Source organism: Dokdonella koreensis DS-123 (genome assembly GCF_001632775.1).
GTDB lineage: Bacteria > Pseudomonadota > Gammaproteobacteria > Xanthomonadales > Rhodanobacteraceae > Dokdonella > Dokdonella koreensis.
Genome location: NZ_CP015249.1, coordinates 328,161 through 344,168 on the forward strand (window position 1 = coordinate 328,161; position 16,008 = coordinate 344,168).

11 protein-coding genes and 1 other RNA gene are annotated in these 16,008 nt (G+C 68.7%); 6 read left to right on the forward strand and 6 right to left on the reverse strand.

Annotated elements, in window-relative coordinates; all coding sequences use genetic code 11:
• Positions 1-89: 89 nt before the first annotated feature.
• Positions 90-1,703 (reverse strand): M56 family metallopeptidase, encoded by a 1,614-nt coding sequence (locus I596_RS01295; RefSeq protein WP_067643050.1) that lies wholly within the window; start codon positions 1,701-1,703, stop codon positions 90-92.
• Between the two features lie 2 nt (positions 1,704-1,705).
• Complete coding sequence (locus I596_RS01300) at positions 1,706-2,092, reverse strand: BlaI/MecI/CopY family transcriptional regulator (RefSeq protein WP_067643053.1); 387 nt, start codon at positions 2,090-2,092, stop codon at positions 1,706-1,708.
• A gap of 362 nt (positions 2,093-2,454) precedes the next feature.
• Between I596_RS01300 and rnpB the strand changes: the two genes are divergently transcribed.
• The 3 genes from rnpB (at position 2,455) to I596_RS01315 (ending at position 4,934) form a co-directional block, all read left to right on the forward strand.
• An RNA gene (gene rnpB, locus I596_RS01305) (RNase P RNA component class A) lies at positions 2,455-2,909 on the forward strand.
• 112 nt (positions 2,910-3,021) lie between these two features.
• Positions 3,022-3,999, forward strand: a complete 978-nt coding sequence (locus I596_RS01310) for a helix-turn-helix transcriptional regulator (protein WP_067643056.1) — start codon at positions 3,022-3,024, stop codon at positions 3,997-3,999.
• Positions 3,996-4,934, forward strand: a complete 939-nt coding sequence (locus tag I596_RS01315) for a patatin-like phospholipase family protein (protein WP_067643059.1) — start codon at positions 3,996-3,998, stop codon at positions 4,932-4,934. Before I596_RS01310 ends, I596_RS01315 begins: the two co-directional genes overlap by 4 nt.
• A 25-nt stretch (positions 4,935-4,959) precedes the next feature.
• On the opposite strand, the gene I596_RS01320 is transcribed toward I596_RS01315, so the two are convergent.
• The gene (locus tag I596_RS01320) at positions 4,960-5,559 is read right to left on the reverse strand and encodes a TIGR00645 family protein (RefSeq protein ID WP_223303892.1); all 600 of its coding nucleotides are present in this window, start codon (positions 5,557-5,559) and stop codon (positions 4,960-4,962) included.
• A 213-nt stretch (positions 5,560-5,772) separates the two neighbouring features.
• On the opposite strand from I596_RS01320, the gene I596_RS01325 reads away from it, so the two are divergent.
• From I596_RS01325 to I596_RS01335, 3 genes are read left to right on the forward strand one after another with little or no spacing between them, the layout of a single operon-like run.
• A complete protein-coding gene (locus I596_RS01325; protein ID WP_067643064.1) occupies positions 5,773-7,581 on the forward strand; it encodes a sensor histidine kinase in 1,809 nt (602 codons plus the stop codon).
• Positions 7,578-8,021: a response regulator gene (locus I596_RS01330; protein ID WP_067643067.1), complete on the forward strand. Its 444-nt coding sequence runs from the start codon at positions 7,578-7,580 to the stop codon at positions 8,019-8,021. Before I596_RS01325 ends, I596_RS01330 begins: the two co-directional genes overlap by 4 nt.
• Positions 8,022-8,028: 7 nt before the next feature.
• Positions 8,029-9,567: a hybrid sensor histidine kinase/response regulator gene (locus I596_RS01335; RefSeq protein WP_067643070.1), complete on the forward strand. Its 1,539-nt coding sequence runs from the start codon at positions 8,029-8,031 to the stop codon at positions 9,565-9,567.
• A 13-nt stretch (positions 9,568-9,580) separates the two neighbouring features.
• On the opposite strand, the gene I596_RS01340 is transcribed toward I596_RS01335, so the two are convergent.
• The 3 genes from I596_RS01340 to I596_RS01350 all read right to left on the reverse strand — a co-directional run bounded on the left by I596_RS01340 (position 9,581) and on the right by I596_RS01350 (position 15,946).
• Complete coding sequence (locus tag I596_RS01340; RefSeq protein ID WP_067643073.1) at positions 9,581-10,309, reverse strand: 2OG-Fe(II) oxygenase; 729 nt, start codon at positions 10,307-10,309, stop codon at positions 9,581-9,583.
• A 132-nt stretch (positions 10,310-10,441) separates the two neighbouring features.
• The gene (locus I596_RS01345; protein ID WP_150131955.1) at positions 10,442-14,182 is read right to left on the reverse strand and encodes a hypothetical protein; all 3,741 of its coding nucleotides are present in this window, start codon (positions 14,180-14,182) and stop codon (positions 10,442-10,444) included.
• Between the two features lie 720 nt (positions 14,183-14,902).
• Positions 14,903-15,946 carry a class 1 fructose-bisphosphatase gene (locus I596_RS01350; protein ID WP_067643080.1) on the reverse strand — a complete coding sequence of 348 codons (1,044 nt, stop codon included), beginning with the start codon at positions 15,944-15,946 and terminating at the stop codon, positions 14,903-14,905.
• Positions 15,947-16,008 lie beyond the last annotated feature (62 nt).

Genomic DNA, 16,008 nt, shown 5'->3' on the forward strand with positions numbered 1-16,008 from the left:
GCCGGCCGGTCGCGCCTGCCGTGTCTGGATCGGGTGTTGTGCGTTCAGGCGCGGCGCCGCCTGTCAGGCACCGCAGCGAGAATCGCCGATCAGTTCACCGGAGCTGCGACGCCGCGCGCGATCGCCTGGTCGAGCAGCGCAATCAGGTCCTGCTGCATCCGGGCGCTGGCGGCCGTCATGCGGCGGCTGAGCTTCTCCTGTTCCTGCGAGAGGGCCTCCATGCGCGCCGACAGTTCGTTCATCTCCTGCGTCAGTTCGTTCTGCTGGACGTCCAGCGCTGCCCGGCGCTCGCTGCGGCTGTCCTCGCGCGCCGCCGCGAGCCGGCCTTGGGCGATGCCGACCTCGCTCATGCGGATCCCGATCTCGCCCTGCTTGGCGCCGATCTCGCCCTGGCGCGCGCCGATCGTCCCTTGTTCCCGGCCGATCACCTGCAGCGTGCGGTAGGCGGTGCGCACGCGCTTGAGCGTGGCCGCGTCGCGCACGACGTAGGCCGTGCCGTCCTTGCGCGCCCACCACAGCGGCTTGCCGTCGTGCAATGCGCGCGCCGCGGACAGGTCGTCGGTGCTGCCGCTCATCTGCGCGCGGTCCTCGTCGAACAGCAGCACGTTGTCGATGCGCACGTCGCTGCCGGTGATCGTGGTACTGGAGGTCGTGCGCACGTCGCTGCCGGCGATCGTGGTGCTGGAGATCGATCGTGTGGATGCGACGACCGGTGCAGCGACCAGGCGGTACGGCAGGGTGCCGAGCACGACCAGGGCGACGGTCAGTGCGGTCATCGCCGCGGGTGCGGATGTGGTGCGGGCTTGCAGCATGAGGAGCCTCCGTTTGAGCGCGGTGAACGTGGGGGACGCGCCGGTGAGGCCGGCGCAGGGACGTGGACTGGTGCCCAGGCGCACCAGCAGGCGGCCATAGGCCTGCGCGTGCTCGTGGGCGCCGGCCAGTACGGCGGCATCGCAGGCCGCCTCACGGGCCAGGGCGTACTCGCGCGCGGCCAGGCGGGCCAGCGGATGGAAGAAGAACGCGCACTCGGCCAGGGCCGGTATCCAGCCCCAGGCGAGGTCGCGCCGCCGCAGGTGCGCCAGCTCATGGTGCAGTGCCAGGCGCAGGTCCTGCGCGCTCCAGTCGGCGGCCTCCGCCGGCAGCAGGACCGTCGGCCGCCACAGGCCGAGCAGCTGCGGCGAGCGGATCTCGGACGAGACGCGCAAGGCCGGCGGATGCCGGATCGCGAGCGCGTCGGACAGGTGTCCCAGCTGCGCGACGGCGTCCGGCCAGTAGCAGGCCCGTGCGTGCCGCAGTCGCCGCCGCGTCAGTGCCAGCGCACGCGCGCCCTGCGCCAGCCGCAGGCCGACGCCGCCGAGCCAGGCCAGGCCCAGCCAGGTCAGCAGGCCCGGCGCGCCGGTCGCGGCCGGCACCGCGGCGCCGGGTCCGGCCGCGGCGACGAAGGCCGGAGACTCGGCCAGCGATGCCGTCGCGGCAATCGGGACCGATGCGGCGGCCGGCAACAGCGGCAGTTCCAGCGGCGCCTGCCAGACCAGGCCGGCCAGCAGCTGCAGCGACACCAGCCACCACAGCGTGCAGCGTGCCGTCGCCGGCAGGCCGGGCAGCCAGCGGCAGGCCGCCAGCACCAGCGCGCACAGCGGCAGCGACTGCACCACTGTCGCGGCCAGCGCCGGCAGCAGGGTCGATTCGACGAAGGCGAGCATCGTCAGCGCTCCTTCCGTCGCGACTGTAGCGTGGCGACCAGGGCTTCCAGCTCGGCCAGTTCGGCATCGCTGACCTCGCTGCGCTCGGACAGCCAGGCGACGAACGGGGAGACCGATCCCTGCAGCGTCTTCTCGACGAACTGGCCGACCGCCCCGCGCACCACCTCGTCCTGCCCGGCGGTGGCGGCATAGCGGTAGACGCCGCCGGCCGGGCGCCGCGTGAGGAAGCCCTTGGCGCGCAGGCGCTCCATCATCGTCAGGACGGTGGAGCGGGCCAGCCCGCGCGGCTCGCCGAAGTCGGCGGCGACCTCGCCGACCGAGGCATCGCCGTGCGCGGCGATATGGTCCAGCAGCGCCAGTTCCTGGTCGCCGATCGATTTGCGTGACATGGGTGCACCTTGACTACACGTGTCGTCACGGTAGCGATGACTACATTTGTAGTCAAGTGCTGCCTGGCTGCCGCGCGCACCTGCCGCTCCGGGCTTGCCGGTTTCGGCGCCCGACGCGGATGCGTTCCCCGAACGACGCCATGACGGTGGCCGCGCCCTCCTCGCGCACAGCGCGCGCCGTGTGCGACGAAACGAGGAACGCAATCGGCCGGCGGGCGATTCCGCCGGTGGTGCCGGTATCGGCATGTTCGACTCCCGGAGCGGCGCCACCCGGGTGTTCGGCCGCGGATTCGAGCCGCAGCTGCAGGGGGGCGATCGCACCGAGTTAGGCAAGGATTGCCTAACTCGGTAGACTCGCCGGCGGAGTCAGCCAGACAGTCGCGTCACGCTTGCGTGCCGAGGAAAGTCCGGGCTCCACAGAGCAGGGTGCCAGGTAACGCCTGGGCGGCGCGAGCCGACGGAAAGTGCAACAGAGAATAGACAGCCGAACGGCATCCGCGCCCGCCACGGTCCAGCCTCGTGCTGGAAGGGTCGTGACACTAGCGTCGGCGCGCAAGCGCTGGCGCTCAAGTGCTCCCGGCATCTGCCGTGGTGAAAGCGGATGTGCGTGGTGATGGTGAAACGGTGCGGTAAGAGCGCACCGCCTGCGGGGCCAACGCCGCAGGGCACGGCAAACCCCACCCGGAGCAAGACCGAATAGGGGGGCTATGGCGCGGCTCGCGTTGCCCCCGGGTTGGTCGCTTGAGCCTTGCGGCGACGCAAGGCCCAGAGGAATGGCTGTCCACGACAGAACCCGGCTTACCGGCTGACTCCTCTTCTTCTCGCGCATCCCCGGCGGCCAGGCCGTCACCGGGGATGCGCGCCACGGTCGCGAATGCCGCCGTGCCGTTGTGACACACTTGCCGGCCTTCCGGCTGCCGTCTTTCGCCATGGATCGCTACGAACGCATCCTGACCCTGCATCGCATCCTGAAATCGGCGCGCTATCCGGTGCCGATGGCGCGGCTGAAGGACGAGCTGGCCTGCTCGCGCGCCACGCTCTACCGCGACGTGGCGTTCCTGCGCGATGCGCTCGGCGCGCCGATCGAGAGCGATTCGGACCAGGCCGCAATCCGCTACGCCGACGACGAGGGCGAGCGCTTCGAGCTGCCGGGCCTGTGGCTGACCAGCGAGGAGCTGGCCGCCCTGCTGGCCTTGAACGAGCTGCTGGGGCGTTCGGATCCGGGCGTGCTGGCCGGCGCGCTGGCGCCGTTCCGCGCGCGCATCGAGCGGCTGCTGTCGGACCAGCACAGCGGCCGCACGCTGCCGATCGAGCGCATCCGCGTGATCGCCAGCGGTGCGCGCCGGCTCGACCAGGGCGTGTTCCGCGTCCTGGCTGGCAGCCTGCTCAACCGCCAGCGCCTGAACTTCCGCTACCGCGCCCGCTCCACCGATACGCTGACCGACCGCAGCGTCTCGCCGCAGCGCCTGGCGCACTACCGCGACAACTGGTACCTGGACGCCTGGGACCACGGCCGCGACGGCCTGCGCAGCTTCGCGCTCGACCGCATCCGCGACCCGGTGGTCCAGGCCGAGGCGGCGATCGACCGGCCGGCCGAGGAACTGGACGCGCACCTGGCGTCCAGCTACGGCATCTTCTCCGGGCCGCCCAAGGCCTGGGCCACGCTGCGCTTCTCGCCGCACGCGGCGCGCTGGGTGGCCGACGAGCACTGGCATTCGCAGCAGCAGGGCCAGTGGCTGTCCGACGGCCGCTACGAACTCAAGCTGCCGTACTCCAACTCGCGCGAGCTGCTGATGGACGTGCTCAAGTACGGCCCCGATGCCGAGGTCGTCGCGCCGGTGTCCCTGCGCGAGGAGATGAAGATCCTCCTGCAGCTCTCGCTGGGCGCCTACCTGGCCGGCGGATGAACCCGCTGGAGGCCGCCAGCGGCGCCGCAGGCACGGGCCGCGTGATCTCGCTGGTCCTCGGCTCCGGCGGCGCGCGCGGCTATGCGCACATCGGCGCGATCGAGGAACTGACCGCCCAGGGCTTCACCATCGCCTCGATCGCCGGCAGCTCGATGGGCGCCCTGGTCGGCGGCATCCACGCGGCCGGCAAGCTGCCGGTCTACCGCGACTTCGTCATCCCGCTGCAGCGCATCGGCATGCTGCGCCTGCTCGACTGGACGATGCGCGGCGGCGGCTTCATCAAGGGCGATCGCATCATCGGCGTGCTCAGCGAGCTGATCGGCGATGCCGCGATCGAGGACCTGCCGATCGGCTACACCGCCGTGGCGGTGGACCTGGACACCCAGCGCGAGGTCTGGTTCTCCCGCGGTTCGCTGTTCGACGCCATCCGCGCCTCGATCGCGATCCCGACGATCTTCCGGCCCCACCGCTACCAGGGCCGGCTGCTGGTCGACGGCGGCTTGCTCAACCCGCTGCCGGTCTCGGCGACGCTGCGCGACCTGACCGATTTCACGATCGCCGTGGACGTCGATGCGCCGGACGACCTGCCGATCGAGCCGCCCGCGCCTGCGCCGTCCCCGGCCAGCGGCCTGGCCGCGCGTTTCGGCAGCCTGTTCGGCGGCCTGCTCGAACGCGGCGCGCCGGCGGCGCCGCGCGAGCGCGAGCTGGGCATGGTCGAGCTGTTCGCGCGCTCGCTGGAGACCGTGCAGGGCACCATCAGCCGCCTGAAGCTGGCGGCCCAGCCGCCGGACTTGCTGATCTCGATCCCGCGCAGCGCGGCGGCGTTCTATGCGTTCGACCGCGCGGCCGACTTGATCGAGGTCGGCCGCCAGCGCACCCGCGAGGCGCTGGCCAACTGGCGGCCGCCCCCGCGCCGGTGGCCGCCGCACCTGTGAGGCGGCGGCCGCACGGCTGAAGCGGTCAGTGGTGCTTGCCGTTGGCCGGCTTGGCACCCTGCATCAGCTTGTCGGTATAGGCGATGCCGATCGCCGACAGGATGAATACGCAGTGGATGATGGTCTGCCAGAGCACGCCGGTCGGCGTCAGCGAGCTGCAGCTGCGGCTGGTGACCGCCGACGTCGCGTCCTTGATCGCGGCCAGCATCTCCGGCGTGCAGAACGGCAGGCCTTCCAGCGTGCCGGCGGCGATGAAGGTCTTGAGCAGGTGGATCGAGGAGATGCCGATGATCGCCATCGCCAGCTTGACCTTGAGCACCGACGCGTTGACGTGGCTCAGCCATTCGGGCTGGTCCGGGTGGCCTTCCAGCCGCAGCCGCGAGACGAAGGTCTCGTAGCCGCCGACGATCACCATGACCAGCAGGTTGGAGATCATCACCACGTCGATCAGGCCCAGCACGATCAGCATGATTTCCTGCTCGCCGAGGCTGGCGGCGCCGAGGATCAGGTGCCACAGCTCCTTGACGAACAGGACGACATAGACGCCCTGGGCGACGATCAGGCCGAGGTACAGCGGCAGCTGCAGCCAGCGCGAGAAGAAGATCAGGCGCGGAAGGGGGCGCATCGAGTGGTGTGCGTCGGGCATCGGGGCTGGGCTCGGGAGGGGCGAAAGCGCGCGATTCTAGCAAGCCGTTCCGACACGCATGCCAGCCCGTTTCGATGCCCGATCGCTGGGGCCGGGCCTGCACCTGCGCATCCGGGCACGGTGCTATGCTCGCCGGACCCGCCGGCCGGGGCGATCGCAGGCGGTCTTGTTCATTTTTCCACAGGAGCCTGCATGCGCTGGTCGCGGCTGACCACAAACGCCGAATTCCCGCTGCGGGTGGTGCTGCTCGCAGTCGCCGTGGCGGCCAGCCTGATCCTGCCGTACCTCATCCTGCAGCGCAGCGCGCAGACCACGGCCGAATCTTCCGCTTGGGTGCTCCACAGCGCCGACATCAAGGAAACCGTCCACGAGCTGGTCTCGGCGGTGGGCGAGCTTGAGGCCGTCGCCACCACGCGCTACGCGGACCTGTCCAACGGTGACGTGGCCGCCCAGTATGCCGGGCGCCGCCTGCGGCTGGTGCCGCTGCTCGATCGGCTGGCCGAGGCCACGCGCGACAATCCCGCCCAGCAGAACCGGGTCGGCAACCTGGAGACCCTGATCGAGGGCCGGGCCCGGCTGATCGACGAGGCAATGCGGCAGCTCGACCAGGGCGATCGCACCGCCGCCGGCACCACGCTGCGCCAGGCCGGCGAGCTGTTCCCGTTCCGCAGTTCCGCCGGCGAGGTGCTCGCCGCCGAGGACGACCTGTACACCGAGCGCAGCGCGGAATGGCAGGACAACCAGCGCCGGGCCGGCTGGGCCACGCTCGGCATGCTGGCCGTGCAGCTGCTGCTGATCGGCTCGGTCATCTACGCCTCCGAGCGCCAGGTGCGCCACCGGCTGAACGCCGAGTCGCGTGCCCGCCAGGCAGTGGCGCGCTCGCGCACCATCCTGCAGAACATCCGCGAGCCGATCCTGCTGCTCGACAACGGCCTGCGCGTGCTGTCGATGAACAAGGCCTTCCGCGAGGTCTACGGCGTGGACGGCGAGGAACCGGTCGGCGTGGCACTGGACCAGGTCGGCCAAAGCGCCTGGTCCGACGCGGCCCTGCACCAGCGCCTGATCGACGTGGCGGTGCGCGACCGCGAGCTGTGGGACTACGAGCTCACGCAGCGCACCGGCGAGGACATCGAGCGCATCGTCTTCGTCAATGCGCGCCGCATCCTGCTGTCCGAGCAGGAGTCGGCGATCCTCCTGACCGTCAACGACGTCACCGCCAGCAAGCGCGCCGAAGGCCAGATCCGCGACCTCAACCGCGAGCTGGCCGGGCAGGTGGAGCAGGTCTCGGAGGTCAACCGCGAGCTGGAGGCGTTCAGTTATTCGGTCTCGCACGACCTGCGCGCGCCGCTGCGCCACATCGCCGGCTTCGCCGACAAGCTCGAGCGCCACCTGGGCGAGGCGAGCGATCCGACCGCGCGCCACTACCTGGAGGTCATCGTCGAGTCGGCGCGGCGCATGTCCTCGCTGATCGAGGACCTGCTGCTGTACTCGCGCCTGGGCCGCAACGCCCTGCGCATGCAGCCGGTGGACATGCAGGCGCTGGCCGAGGAGATGCGCGGGATGTTGATGGCCGAGGCCGGCGACCGCATCATCGAGTGGCGCATCGGCGGGCTGCCGGTCGTCATCGGCGACGAGGGCATGCTGCGCCAGGTGTGGCAGAACCTGCTCGGCAACGCGGTCAAGTACACGGCGCGGCGCGAGCGCGCGCTGATCGAGGTCGGCATGGAGGACACGGCCGAGGACGGCCGGGTCTTCTACGTGCGCGACAACGGCACCGGCTTCGACATGGCCTATGCCGGCAAGCTGTTCGGCGTGTTCCAGCGCCTGCACAAGGCGTCGGACTTCCCGGGCACCGGCATCGGCCTGGCCAACGTGCGGCGCATCCTCGGCCGCCACGGCGGCCGGGTCTGGGTCCGGGCCGCGCCCGACCAGGGCGCCACGTTCTACTTCTCGCTACCTGCGCCGAACGGTTCGGTGCCCCTTCCAGAGAGCGTCCGATGAATCGAGAGATCCGCACCATCCTGCTGGCAGAAGACAGCACCGCCGATGCCGAGATGGCGATGGACGCCTTGCGCGAAGCGAAGCTGGCCAACCCGGTCGTGCACGTCGAGGACGGCGTCGAGGCGCTGGACTACCTGCATGCGCGCGGCGCCTACGAAGGCCGCCCGGCCGGCAACCCGGCCGTCGTCCTGCTCGACATCAAGATGCCGCGCCTGGACGGCCTGGAAGTGCTCAAGCGCATGCGCGACGACGCGCGTTTCCGGCGCGTGCCGGTGGTGATCCTGTCCTCCTCGCGCGAGGAGAGCGACCTGGTCCACAGCTGGAACCTGGGCGTCAACGCCTACGTGGTCAAGCCGGTGGACGTGCGCCAGTTCTTCGCCGCCGTGCAGACACTCGGCCAGTTCTGGGCCGTCCTCAACGAATCGCCCGACACGCATTGAGCGCCGCATGACCGAGTCGACGCCCGCGCTGCGCCTCCTGGTCGTCGAGGACGACCCGCTCGACGCCGAGCTGATCCTCGACGAACTGCGCGCCGACGGCCTGGTGTTCGAGGCGCGCGTCGTCGACGACGAGCCGCGTTTTCGAGAAAACCTTTCGGTGTTCGCGCCCGACATCGTGCTGTCGGACCTGTCGATGCCCGGCTTCAGCGGCTATCGCGCGCTGCAGATCCTGCGGGACGAAGCACCGCGGACGCCGTTCATCTTCGTCTCCGGCACGATCGGCGAGGACGCCGCGATCGAGGCGCTGCGCAGCGGCGCCACCGACTACATCCTCAAGGGCCGGCTGGCACGCATGGCTTCGGCCGTGCGCCGCGCGCTGCGCGAGGCCGACGACGCCGTTGCGCGCGACCGCGCCGAGTCGGAGCTGCTGCGCGCGCAGCGCTTCGAGAGCCTGGCGATGCTCGCCGGCGGCCTCAGCCACGACCTGCGCAACATCCTGCAGCCGCTGCTGCTGACGGCCCCGATGATCGCCGCCAGCGACGACGCCGAGCTGCGCAAGCACGGCGAGCTGGTGGGCGACTGCGCGCGCCGCGGCCTGGAAATGGTCGCCTCGATGCTGTCGTTCGCGCGCGGCGCCCGCGTGGAGATCGAGCGCGTGCGGCTGGCCGCGCTGTTCGACGCGCTGGCGATGCTGCTGCGTGGCAGCGTGCCGCGCAACGTGACGCTGGTGTTCGAGAAGCCCGACGAGGAACTGCTGCTCGAAGGCAACCAGACCGAGCTCCAGCAATGCCTGTTGAACCTGTGTCTGAACGCGCTGCAGGCGATGCCCGACGGCGGCACGCTGACGCTCTCGGCCGTCGCCGCGCAGCTGGAGGGCGACTTCTTCGGCGAGGACGAGTCGCCGGTTCCCGGCGCCTATCTCCGGCTGGAGGTGCGGGATACCGGCATGGGCATGTCCGAGGACGTGCGCCGCAGCCTGTTCCGGCCGTTCTTCACGACCAAGAGCGACGGCACCGGCCTGGGCCTGCTGTCGTGCAAGCGCATCGTCACCAACCATCGCGGCTACCTGCGCGTGGCCAGCGAGGTCGGCACGGGCACCACGTTCACGCTCTACCTGCCGCTGGCCACCGTCGAGGGCGCGCCGGAAAACGCCGCGCTGCCGCGCGGGCGCGGCGAGCGCATCCTGGTCGTCGCCGAGAAGGCCGGCAAGCTGACGATGCTGTTCGACTGCCTGGACTTGAACGGCTACTCGGCCACCACCGCGCAGAGCGGCACCGAGGCGCTGCAGAAGATCGACGCCACCGGCATTCCCCAACTGCTGGTCATGGATGCCGACCTCAACCAGATGACCGGCGTGCGCACGATGGCGGCCCTGCTCGAGCGCGGCTTTTCCGGGCCGATGATCCTGCTGGTACGCCCCGACCGGCCGGTCGACCGCGACGGCCTGCCGCCGGTGGAGCGCATCCGCTTCGTCGACAAGCCCGTGTCGGTACCGGCGCTGCTGCGCGCCGTGCGCGAGGAACTGGACGCCGTCGCCGGCGACTGACGCCGCGCCGGCCTCAGCGCGCGGCCGGCGGATTCGGCGCCGGCGCGCCGAACAGCACCTCCGCCCGCTGGAACAGCACCCACGAGGTGGCGATGTACTTGTCGCCGCCCTTGGGGCGGTTGCCGCGGTGCGTATGCGTGTAGCTGGCCGGCGCGATCAGCAGCGAGCCGGTACGCGGGGCCACCTTGCGCTGCTGGTGGAAGAACTCCGTCTCGCCCTCGGCGAAGCCGTCGTTGAGGTAGACCGTCCACAGCACCGTCCGGTGCAGCGTCTCGCCGCCCGGGTCGCCCACCTTCGGGTACAGCTCGCAGTGCCAGTACGGATAGCCGCCCTGGTCGGCCAGGTACTTCTGGATGTTGATCGTGCCGGGCCGGAACACCTTCACCGCCAGCTGCTGCAGCAGCGTGTCCGGCATCGCACGCAGGTCGTCCGCGCCCAGCATGCGCAGGCAGCCGGCCCCGTCGGGCATGCGCAGCGACAATGGTGCCAGCGCCGTGTACGGGTACTTGCGCAGGTACGCCATCAGGCAGCGCAGCATCGCCGTGTTGAGCACGTTGAGCGCGTCCTGCCAATCGGGGTAGTCGTCGATGCAGATGTCCCAGCTGTCCTTGAGCTGGGTATCGACGCCGCCGCCCGTCGCACCGCGCACCGCCTTGCCGCTGGCCTCGAAACGCCGGACCAGCGCCTGGCAGGTGACCGCGTCGATCGCGTTCTCGTAGACCTCGATGAAGTCGTCAGCCATGGGGGTTCCACCGAAAATGCCATCGTAGCAGCCGACGGCTGCCCCTCGCTGTGGCTGGTGAGCGCGCGACCACAGCCGAATCGACGAGATCCGCGGCGTGCATGCACGCCGCGCGGATCTCAAGTCGGCCCTCTAGTCCTTGCCGCAGGCGACCCAGGGGATGCTGATGCCCGGCAACGGCTTGCCGTCCTTCAGCACCACCCCCAAGGGCTGGCTGGTCGGCTTCGGTCCTTCGGTATCCCCCAGTCGCGGCAAACCGCTGAAATGGAAGACGCGCAGATCGCCCGCGGCACTGGCCATGGCGGCCGTGCCCTTCACGCCCATCAGCTCGACCGAGGTGATGGCATCCAGCCCGCTGCCCTGGAGCGTGATGTCCACATCCTTGAGGCAGGCGCGCAACGCGCCGTCCTCGCCCGTCGCCGAGACCTTGTCGACCTTGGTCGGCGTGGCGGCCTTCGTATCGGCCGCCGTTGCGGATGGCTTGCTGGCGCCATCACCGCATCTATCGCCCGATCCGACCCGATTGACCTGGAACGACACCGGTGCGCCATCGCCGGCCACGTAGATCGGGAAGCTGTCGCGGCCCCGCAGCAGGGCGACATCGAGCCGGCTGGAGAACGTGAAATTGAAGCAGTGTCCTTGCGTGGTCGCCTTGCGCGTGCAGACCAGCGAGTTCACCTTGCTGCCGCCAACGTAGACCCGGGTTTCCTTTTCGCTGCGTGCGATCGGAAACTCAATCGAGAAATCGGTCTGGCCCGCGCAGCGATGGACCTCGGTGGGGACGATTCGGGCCAACGCCCTGGGGTCGCTCTGCGGCGCGCAGTGTGCGCCGACCACCGTTCGCTCGATGTCCAGCGGATAGCTGTCGACGCCGTTCTGGGTGAACACCGAAACCTGGGTCTGCGTAAGACCGGCCAAGGCCGAGCGCAGCGGCCCGGTGGCGAAGCTCACCTGCAGGCCGTCCATATCCGGCAGCACGCTGATGTCGGCGGATGCGGCTGGCATGCCGGCGATACTGACCTGGGCACCGCGCCACAGATCCGGTCCACGGATAGCAATGCCGATCTTCTCGGGACACAGGTTGATCTTCTGCGGCACCACCGCGACGATGCGCGCCGTCGGTGGCGCGCCGCCATAGCTGCGCGCTAGGACGCGTGTCAGCGCATCGAGGTTGCCGCGCGCGGCAGGCAGTTCGACGTTCACCACCGGCACGCCGTTAGCTGGGGTATCCAGCAGTGCGTTCCTGTCGCCGATGTCACCGATCCAGGCTGCCTGCTGGCGTAGCTCGACGCGTTTCCACCAGCCTGGCAGCGCCAGGTCCACCGTGACGTCGAAGCTCGCTGGCGGAAAATCGAATTTCACGATGTCGCGCACCGTGCCGGCCACGACGCGTTGCCGCGGGCCGAAGATCCAGCCGAAGCCCGGCGACTGGGCCGGCGTCTTGGCGCGGGTGTCTTCGCACGACGTGGCGGACGGGGGCGGGCGGCTTTCGTGCCCTGCCTGCGCGTAACCCACGACCAGCGGCAGGCGCTCCATGGCCTGGGCACGGCTCGTCATCTGTCGACCGAACGAGGCTGCTGCCTGGGCGTCGAGACCGCTGAGCGGCTTGGCCGCGCTCAAGGCAGCGGCCAGGGTGATCGCCTCGGCGGCTGAGGAACTGATCGACACGCGCTGCGCCAACTCATTGGGTGCCACCGAGTAGACGTACGGCGTGCTGTTGCCGGTCTTCTCGAGCATCCGGCGGAACCGGGTCAGCGATTCGTCCCCGCAGGCCGACACGGGTGCCGGCAGCTGCCCCGCATCGCCGGGGAACGCCTTAGTGAGCTGCAACAGGCTCAGCACCACGTTTTCCGCCCCGTTGCGAGCAACGGTGGCGATTTCCTCGCGTTGTGAGAGTCCCTGCAGGATCGACGCCGTGTAGGGCAGTGTCGCTTTCGACGAAAGCCGTATCTCCGCAAAGGCAGCGCTGTCGATCAAAGCGGCGAGCTGCGCGTCAGTCAACGTGTTGCGTGCCAGCAGCAGCATCGCATTGAGCCCGCCGGTCGCTTGCGATTGAAGGGAGGTCAGTTCGGACGTCGTGGAGAGGGGTTCGACCAATCTCTTGCGGCCGGCTACGGCCGCTTGAATGGTCTGTCGCTCGGATGGAGTTGATGCCAGATAGGAGTCCTTGAGCAGCGCAAGGTCCTGGGTCTTGAGGCTGAGCGTCATGAACGCAAGAGCGGCCGTCTGCTCGGACGTGCGGGGGGTGTCTGCGTCAGGGATTGGAGCGGGGGTTATCGTGCCGCCGGGTTGTCCGGACGTTTTGTTGGCATTGGAACCCCCAACCCGCTTGGTCGATCCGACAGTCCGTCGATTGTCCCTGATGTACGTCGCGCATGGATCGTGTTGCGCTTCATCGACATCTTTGCATCTGACTTCCATGTAGTCCTTGTAAAGGTCACCAGCCAGGCATTCCTCTTTGTCGTGTTCATTGGATGCTTTACGGCAATGATCCGCGTCGTTGGCCAGGTAGCTGATGGAGCGCGTCAGGACCGACTGATTGATGTAGGGAAGCGCCTGCAGCTCGGGCTTCATTTTCTTGCGAATCCGACTCGGGAGACTCGCGTCCCACAAGCAGAGGGCTCTGGATTTGTTGATGGTGTTGGAATGCAGGCTGTCCGTGCAGGCCTTTGCATCCGACGCCAATTTCTCGTCCAGCAGTGGAATGATCAGATGTTCGAGATGCGGGAACAGGCTGGTGAGTTCGATGCCCACCTCGTAAGGAAGCGCTGCCGTGAACGGAATGCAATCTGCGGCCACGGCGGCCGCTTCCACCCACGAAGCCGCGCCCAGGCAAGGGTCGACCAGTGAGCTGCGTGTCCGGTTGAGCGAATCGGCCTGCGGAGACACGTAGAAGGTCACTGGGTAGAACAGGCGGCTCGATACCCCGAAGAATTGCAGTTCCCGATTGGACATCTGCGAGGTGTCGCGGCTGTCCTGGCCCTGGTTCATGCGATAGGTGAGGTGTCCCAGCCAGCGCAGGTAAAGATCTTCGTAGTCCTGGGATTCGTGAACGGGCGCGTGGATCTGGTAGCTGAGGGCGGCGTAACGATCATTGGTGGCGCCCGGAACGATCGTCACCGGGATACGCAGCTTGTAGAGTGCACGCCCATCGGCGTCGTGCAGGTCGTCAAGCTGAAGCTCGTTGTAGAGCGCGTTGAGATCTTCGCGATAGGCCAAAAGGTCGCGCAGACGTTCGCGCGGGCCTGAGCCTACCGCCGCCAGCGGACTGTCCGTGCCGGCGCGCAGCTCGGCGAGCCGGGTGTCGAGCAGCTTGAGCAGTGCCTCGGCCCTGGCATTTGCATCGGTATCCGCGATGCCGGATGCGGGCTCGTCCGCGGCGGCCTCGCCCGTCGTTTCGGCCTCACCGACGTCGGCAGCTACGCCCGCGGCCTTTGGCGCCGCGGCTTGAATGCTGTTGGACTTGGCATCGCCCAATGCGGCGATACTTTGTCGCAGTTCGAGTACCGCCATCTCGTGCCGCAGGCGAGCCAGCTCATCCTCGCGACTGTTGCTGCGCGCGGCGCCTTGGTCGTAGTTGGCGCTCAGCGATGCGCTGATGGCGGTGATTGCTTCCACTTGCCGTGCGATATCGGCACCGAATTGTCGGTGGAATTCCGGCTCCGATGCTTCCTTTTGAAGTTTCTCGACCCATGCCATGTCTGCGCGCCTCTGGTTGATGAGGCTTTCGCGAGAAAAGACCTGCGGGCTGCCGGCCAGAATGACGGCGTTTGACTGGGCACCGCCGTGGCGGATGGCCGGTTCTTTGATGGCACAGCCCGCGAGCAGGCAAAGCAACGCCGTCACCGACGTTACGCGGCAATTGGATAGCATGATGGTTTCCCCCCTCCCGACGACCCGCTATGACAACGAATCTCGCCGGACCACCGCGAACGCGCATGGCATATTCCCGCGTTCACGCGGGTGATCGGGCTCCCTTGCCGAATGCCGTACGAAGAACCCTTTCAGAGAAGCATCGGCCGGGCTAGCTTACAACCAAGTGCGTTTCTGTGCAGGAATTCACCGAACGCGTGATATTCAAGTTGCGGCCAAAAGCACGAATAATGTTTCGCGCACAAAATGCGGTATTGCATCGGCCGTTGGCGTGAATGGCGGCCGTTCATTGCCGGCGATCGAGGGGAATGCCTATCCGGCCTTGTTTCTGGAGCACCGGCTCTTGCGGTCATCGCGGTGCCGTCGCGGCGTGCGGGACCGCTCCCGGGAGCTGGGATGGCCCATATCTGGTCGGCGCTCCTGCCGCTTTCGGTGTGACGCTTCAGGCACGCTGCGAGTCCGGTCAGGCCGTGTCGTCGGCTGCGGCATCGCCAAGCCGGCCGCACCGAAGGCGGGGCGGCGCCGGCCCGTTCGCAGCCATGTTCGCCAGGGGCTGCGCCGTACCTGCAACCGGCGAACTCGGTACGGTACGAATCTAGGTCGCCGACCGCAGAACCGGCATCCGGTCATGATCCGGCACGATCACCGACGCAACCGGCAGCGAACGGCCGGGGATTGAGAGACTCGGGTGAGCGGCGTGCAGCGCGATCGGGAGCGCGCTCAGCTTGCGTCAGCCTCGGTGTGGTAGCGCGTGGCCCGCTCCACCTCGTTGCGCGAGCCCAGGAACACCGGCACGCGCTGGTGCAGCTTTTCCGGCTTGACGTCCAGGATGCGCGCGCGGCCGGTGGTGGCCGCGCCGCCGGCCTGCTCGACGACGAAGGCCATCGGGTTGGCCTCGTACATCAGGCGCAGCTTGCCCGGCTTGGACGGGTCCTTGAGGTCGCGCGGGTAGATGAAAATGCCGCCGCGGGTCAGGATGCGGTGCACGTCCGCCACCATCGAGGCGACCCAGCGCATGTTGAAGTCGCGCCCGCGCGGGCCGGTCTTGCCGGCCAGCAGTTCGTCGATGTAGCGGCGCATCGGTGGCTCCCAGTGGCGGATGTTGGACATGTTGATCGCGAACTCGCCGGTGTCCTCCGGGATCGTCAGGTTCGACTGCGTCAGCACGAAGCCGCCCTGCTCGCGGTCCAGCGTGAACGCGTGCACGCCGTCGCCCAGCGTCAGCACCAGCACCGTGCTCGATCCGTACACCGCATAGCCCGCGGCCACCTGGCGCGTGCCCCGTTGTAGGAACGCCTGCTCGTCCGGTTCGGTCACGCCCTCCGGGCAGCGCAGCACCGAGAAGATCGTGCCGACGGAGATGTTGACGTCGATGTTGGACGAGCCGTCCAGCGGATCGAACACCAGCAGGTACTCGCCCTTGGGATAGCGGTTGGGGATCGGATGCGGATCGTCCATCTCCTCCGATGCCAGCGCCGCCAGGTGGCCGCCCCATTCGTTGGCTTCCAGCAGGATCTCGTTGGACAGCACGTCCAGCTTCTTCTGCGTCTCGCCCTGCACGTTCTCGGTGCCGGCCGAGCCCAGCACGCCGCCGAGCGCACCCTTGCCCACCGCGATCGAGATGCGCTTGCAGGCCCGCGCGACCACCTCGATCAGCAGGCGCAGGTCCGCATTGATCTGGCCCTTGCTGCGCTGTTCCTCGATCAGGAAGCGGCTGAGCGAGACGGGTTTGACCGAAACCGGGCTGGGCGAGGTGTCGCTCATGGGCGAGATCCTGGGGGCATGAAAAAGAAGCGTATTGTCGCCACTCGCAGGAGGGGAAGCCA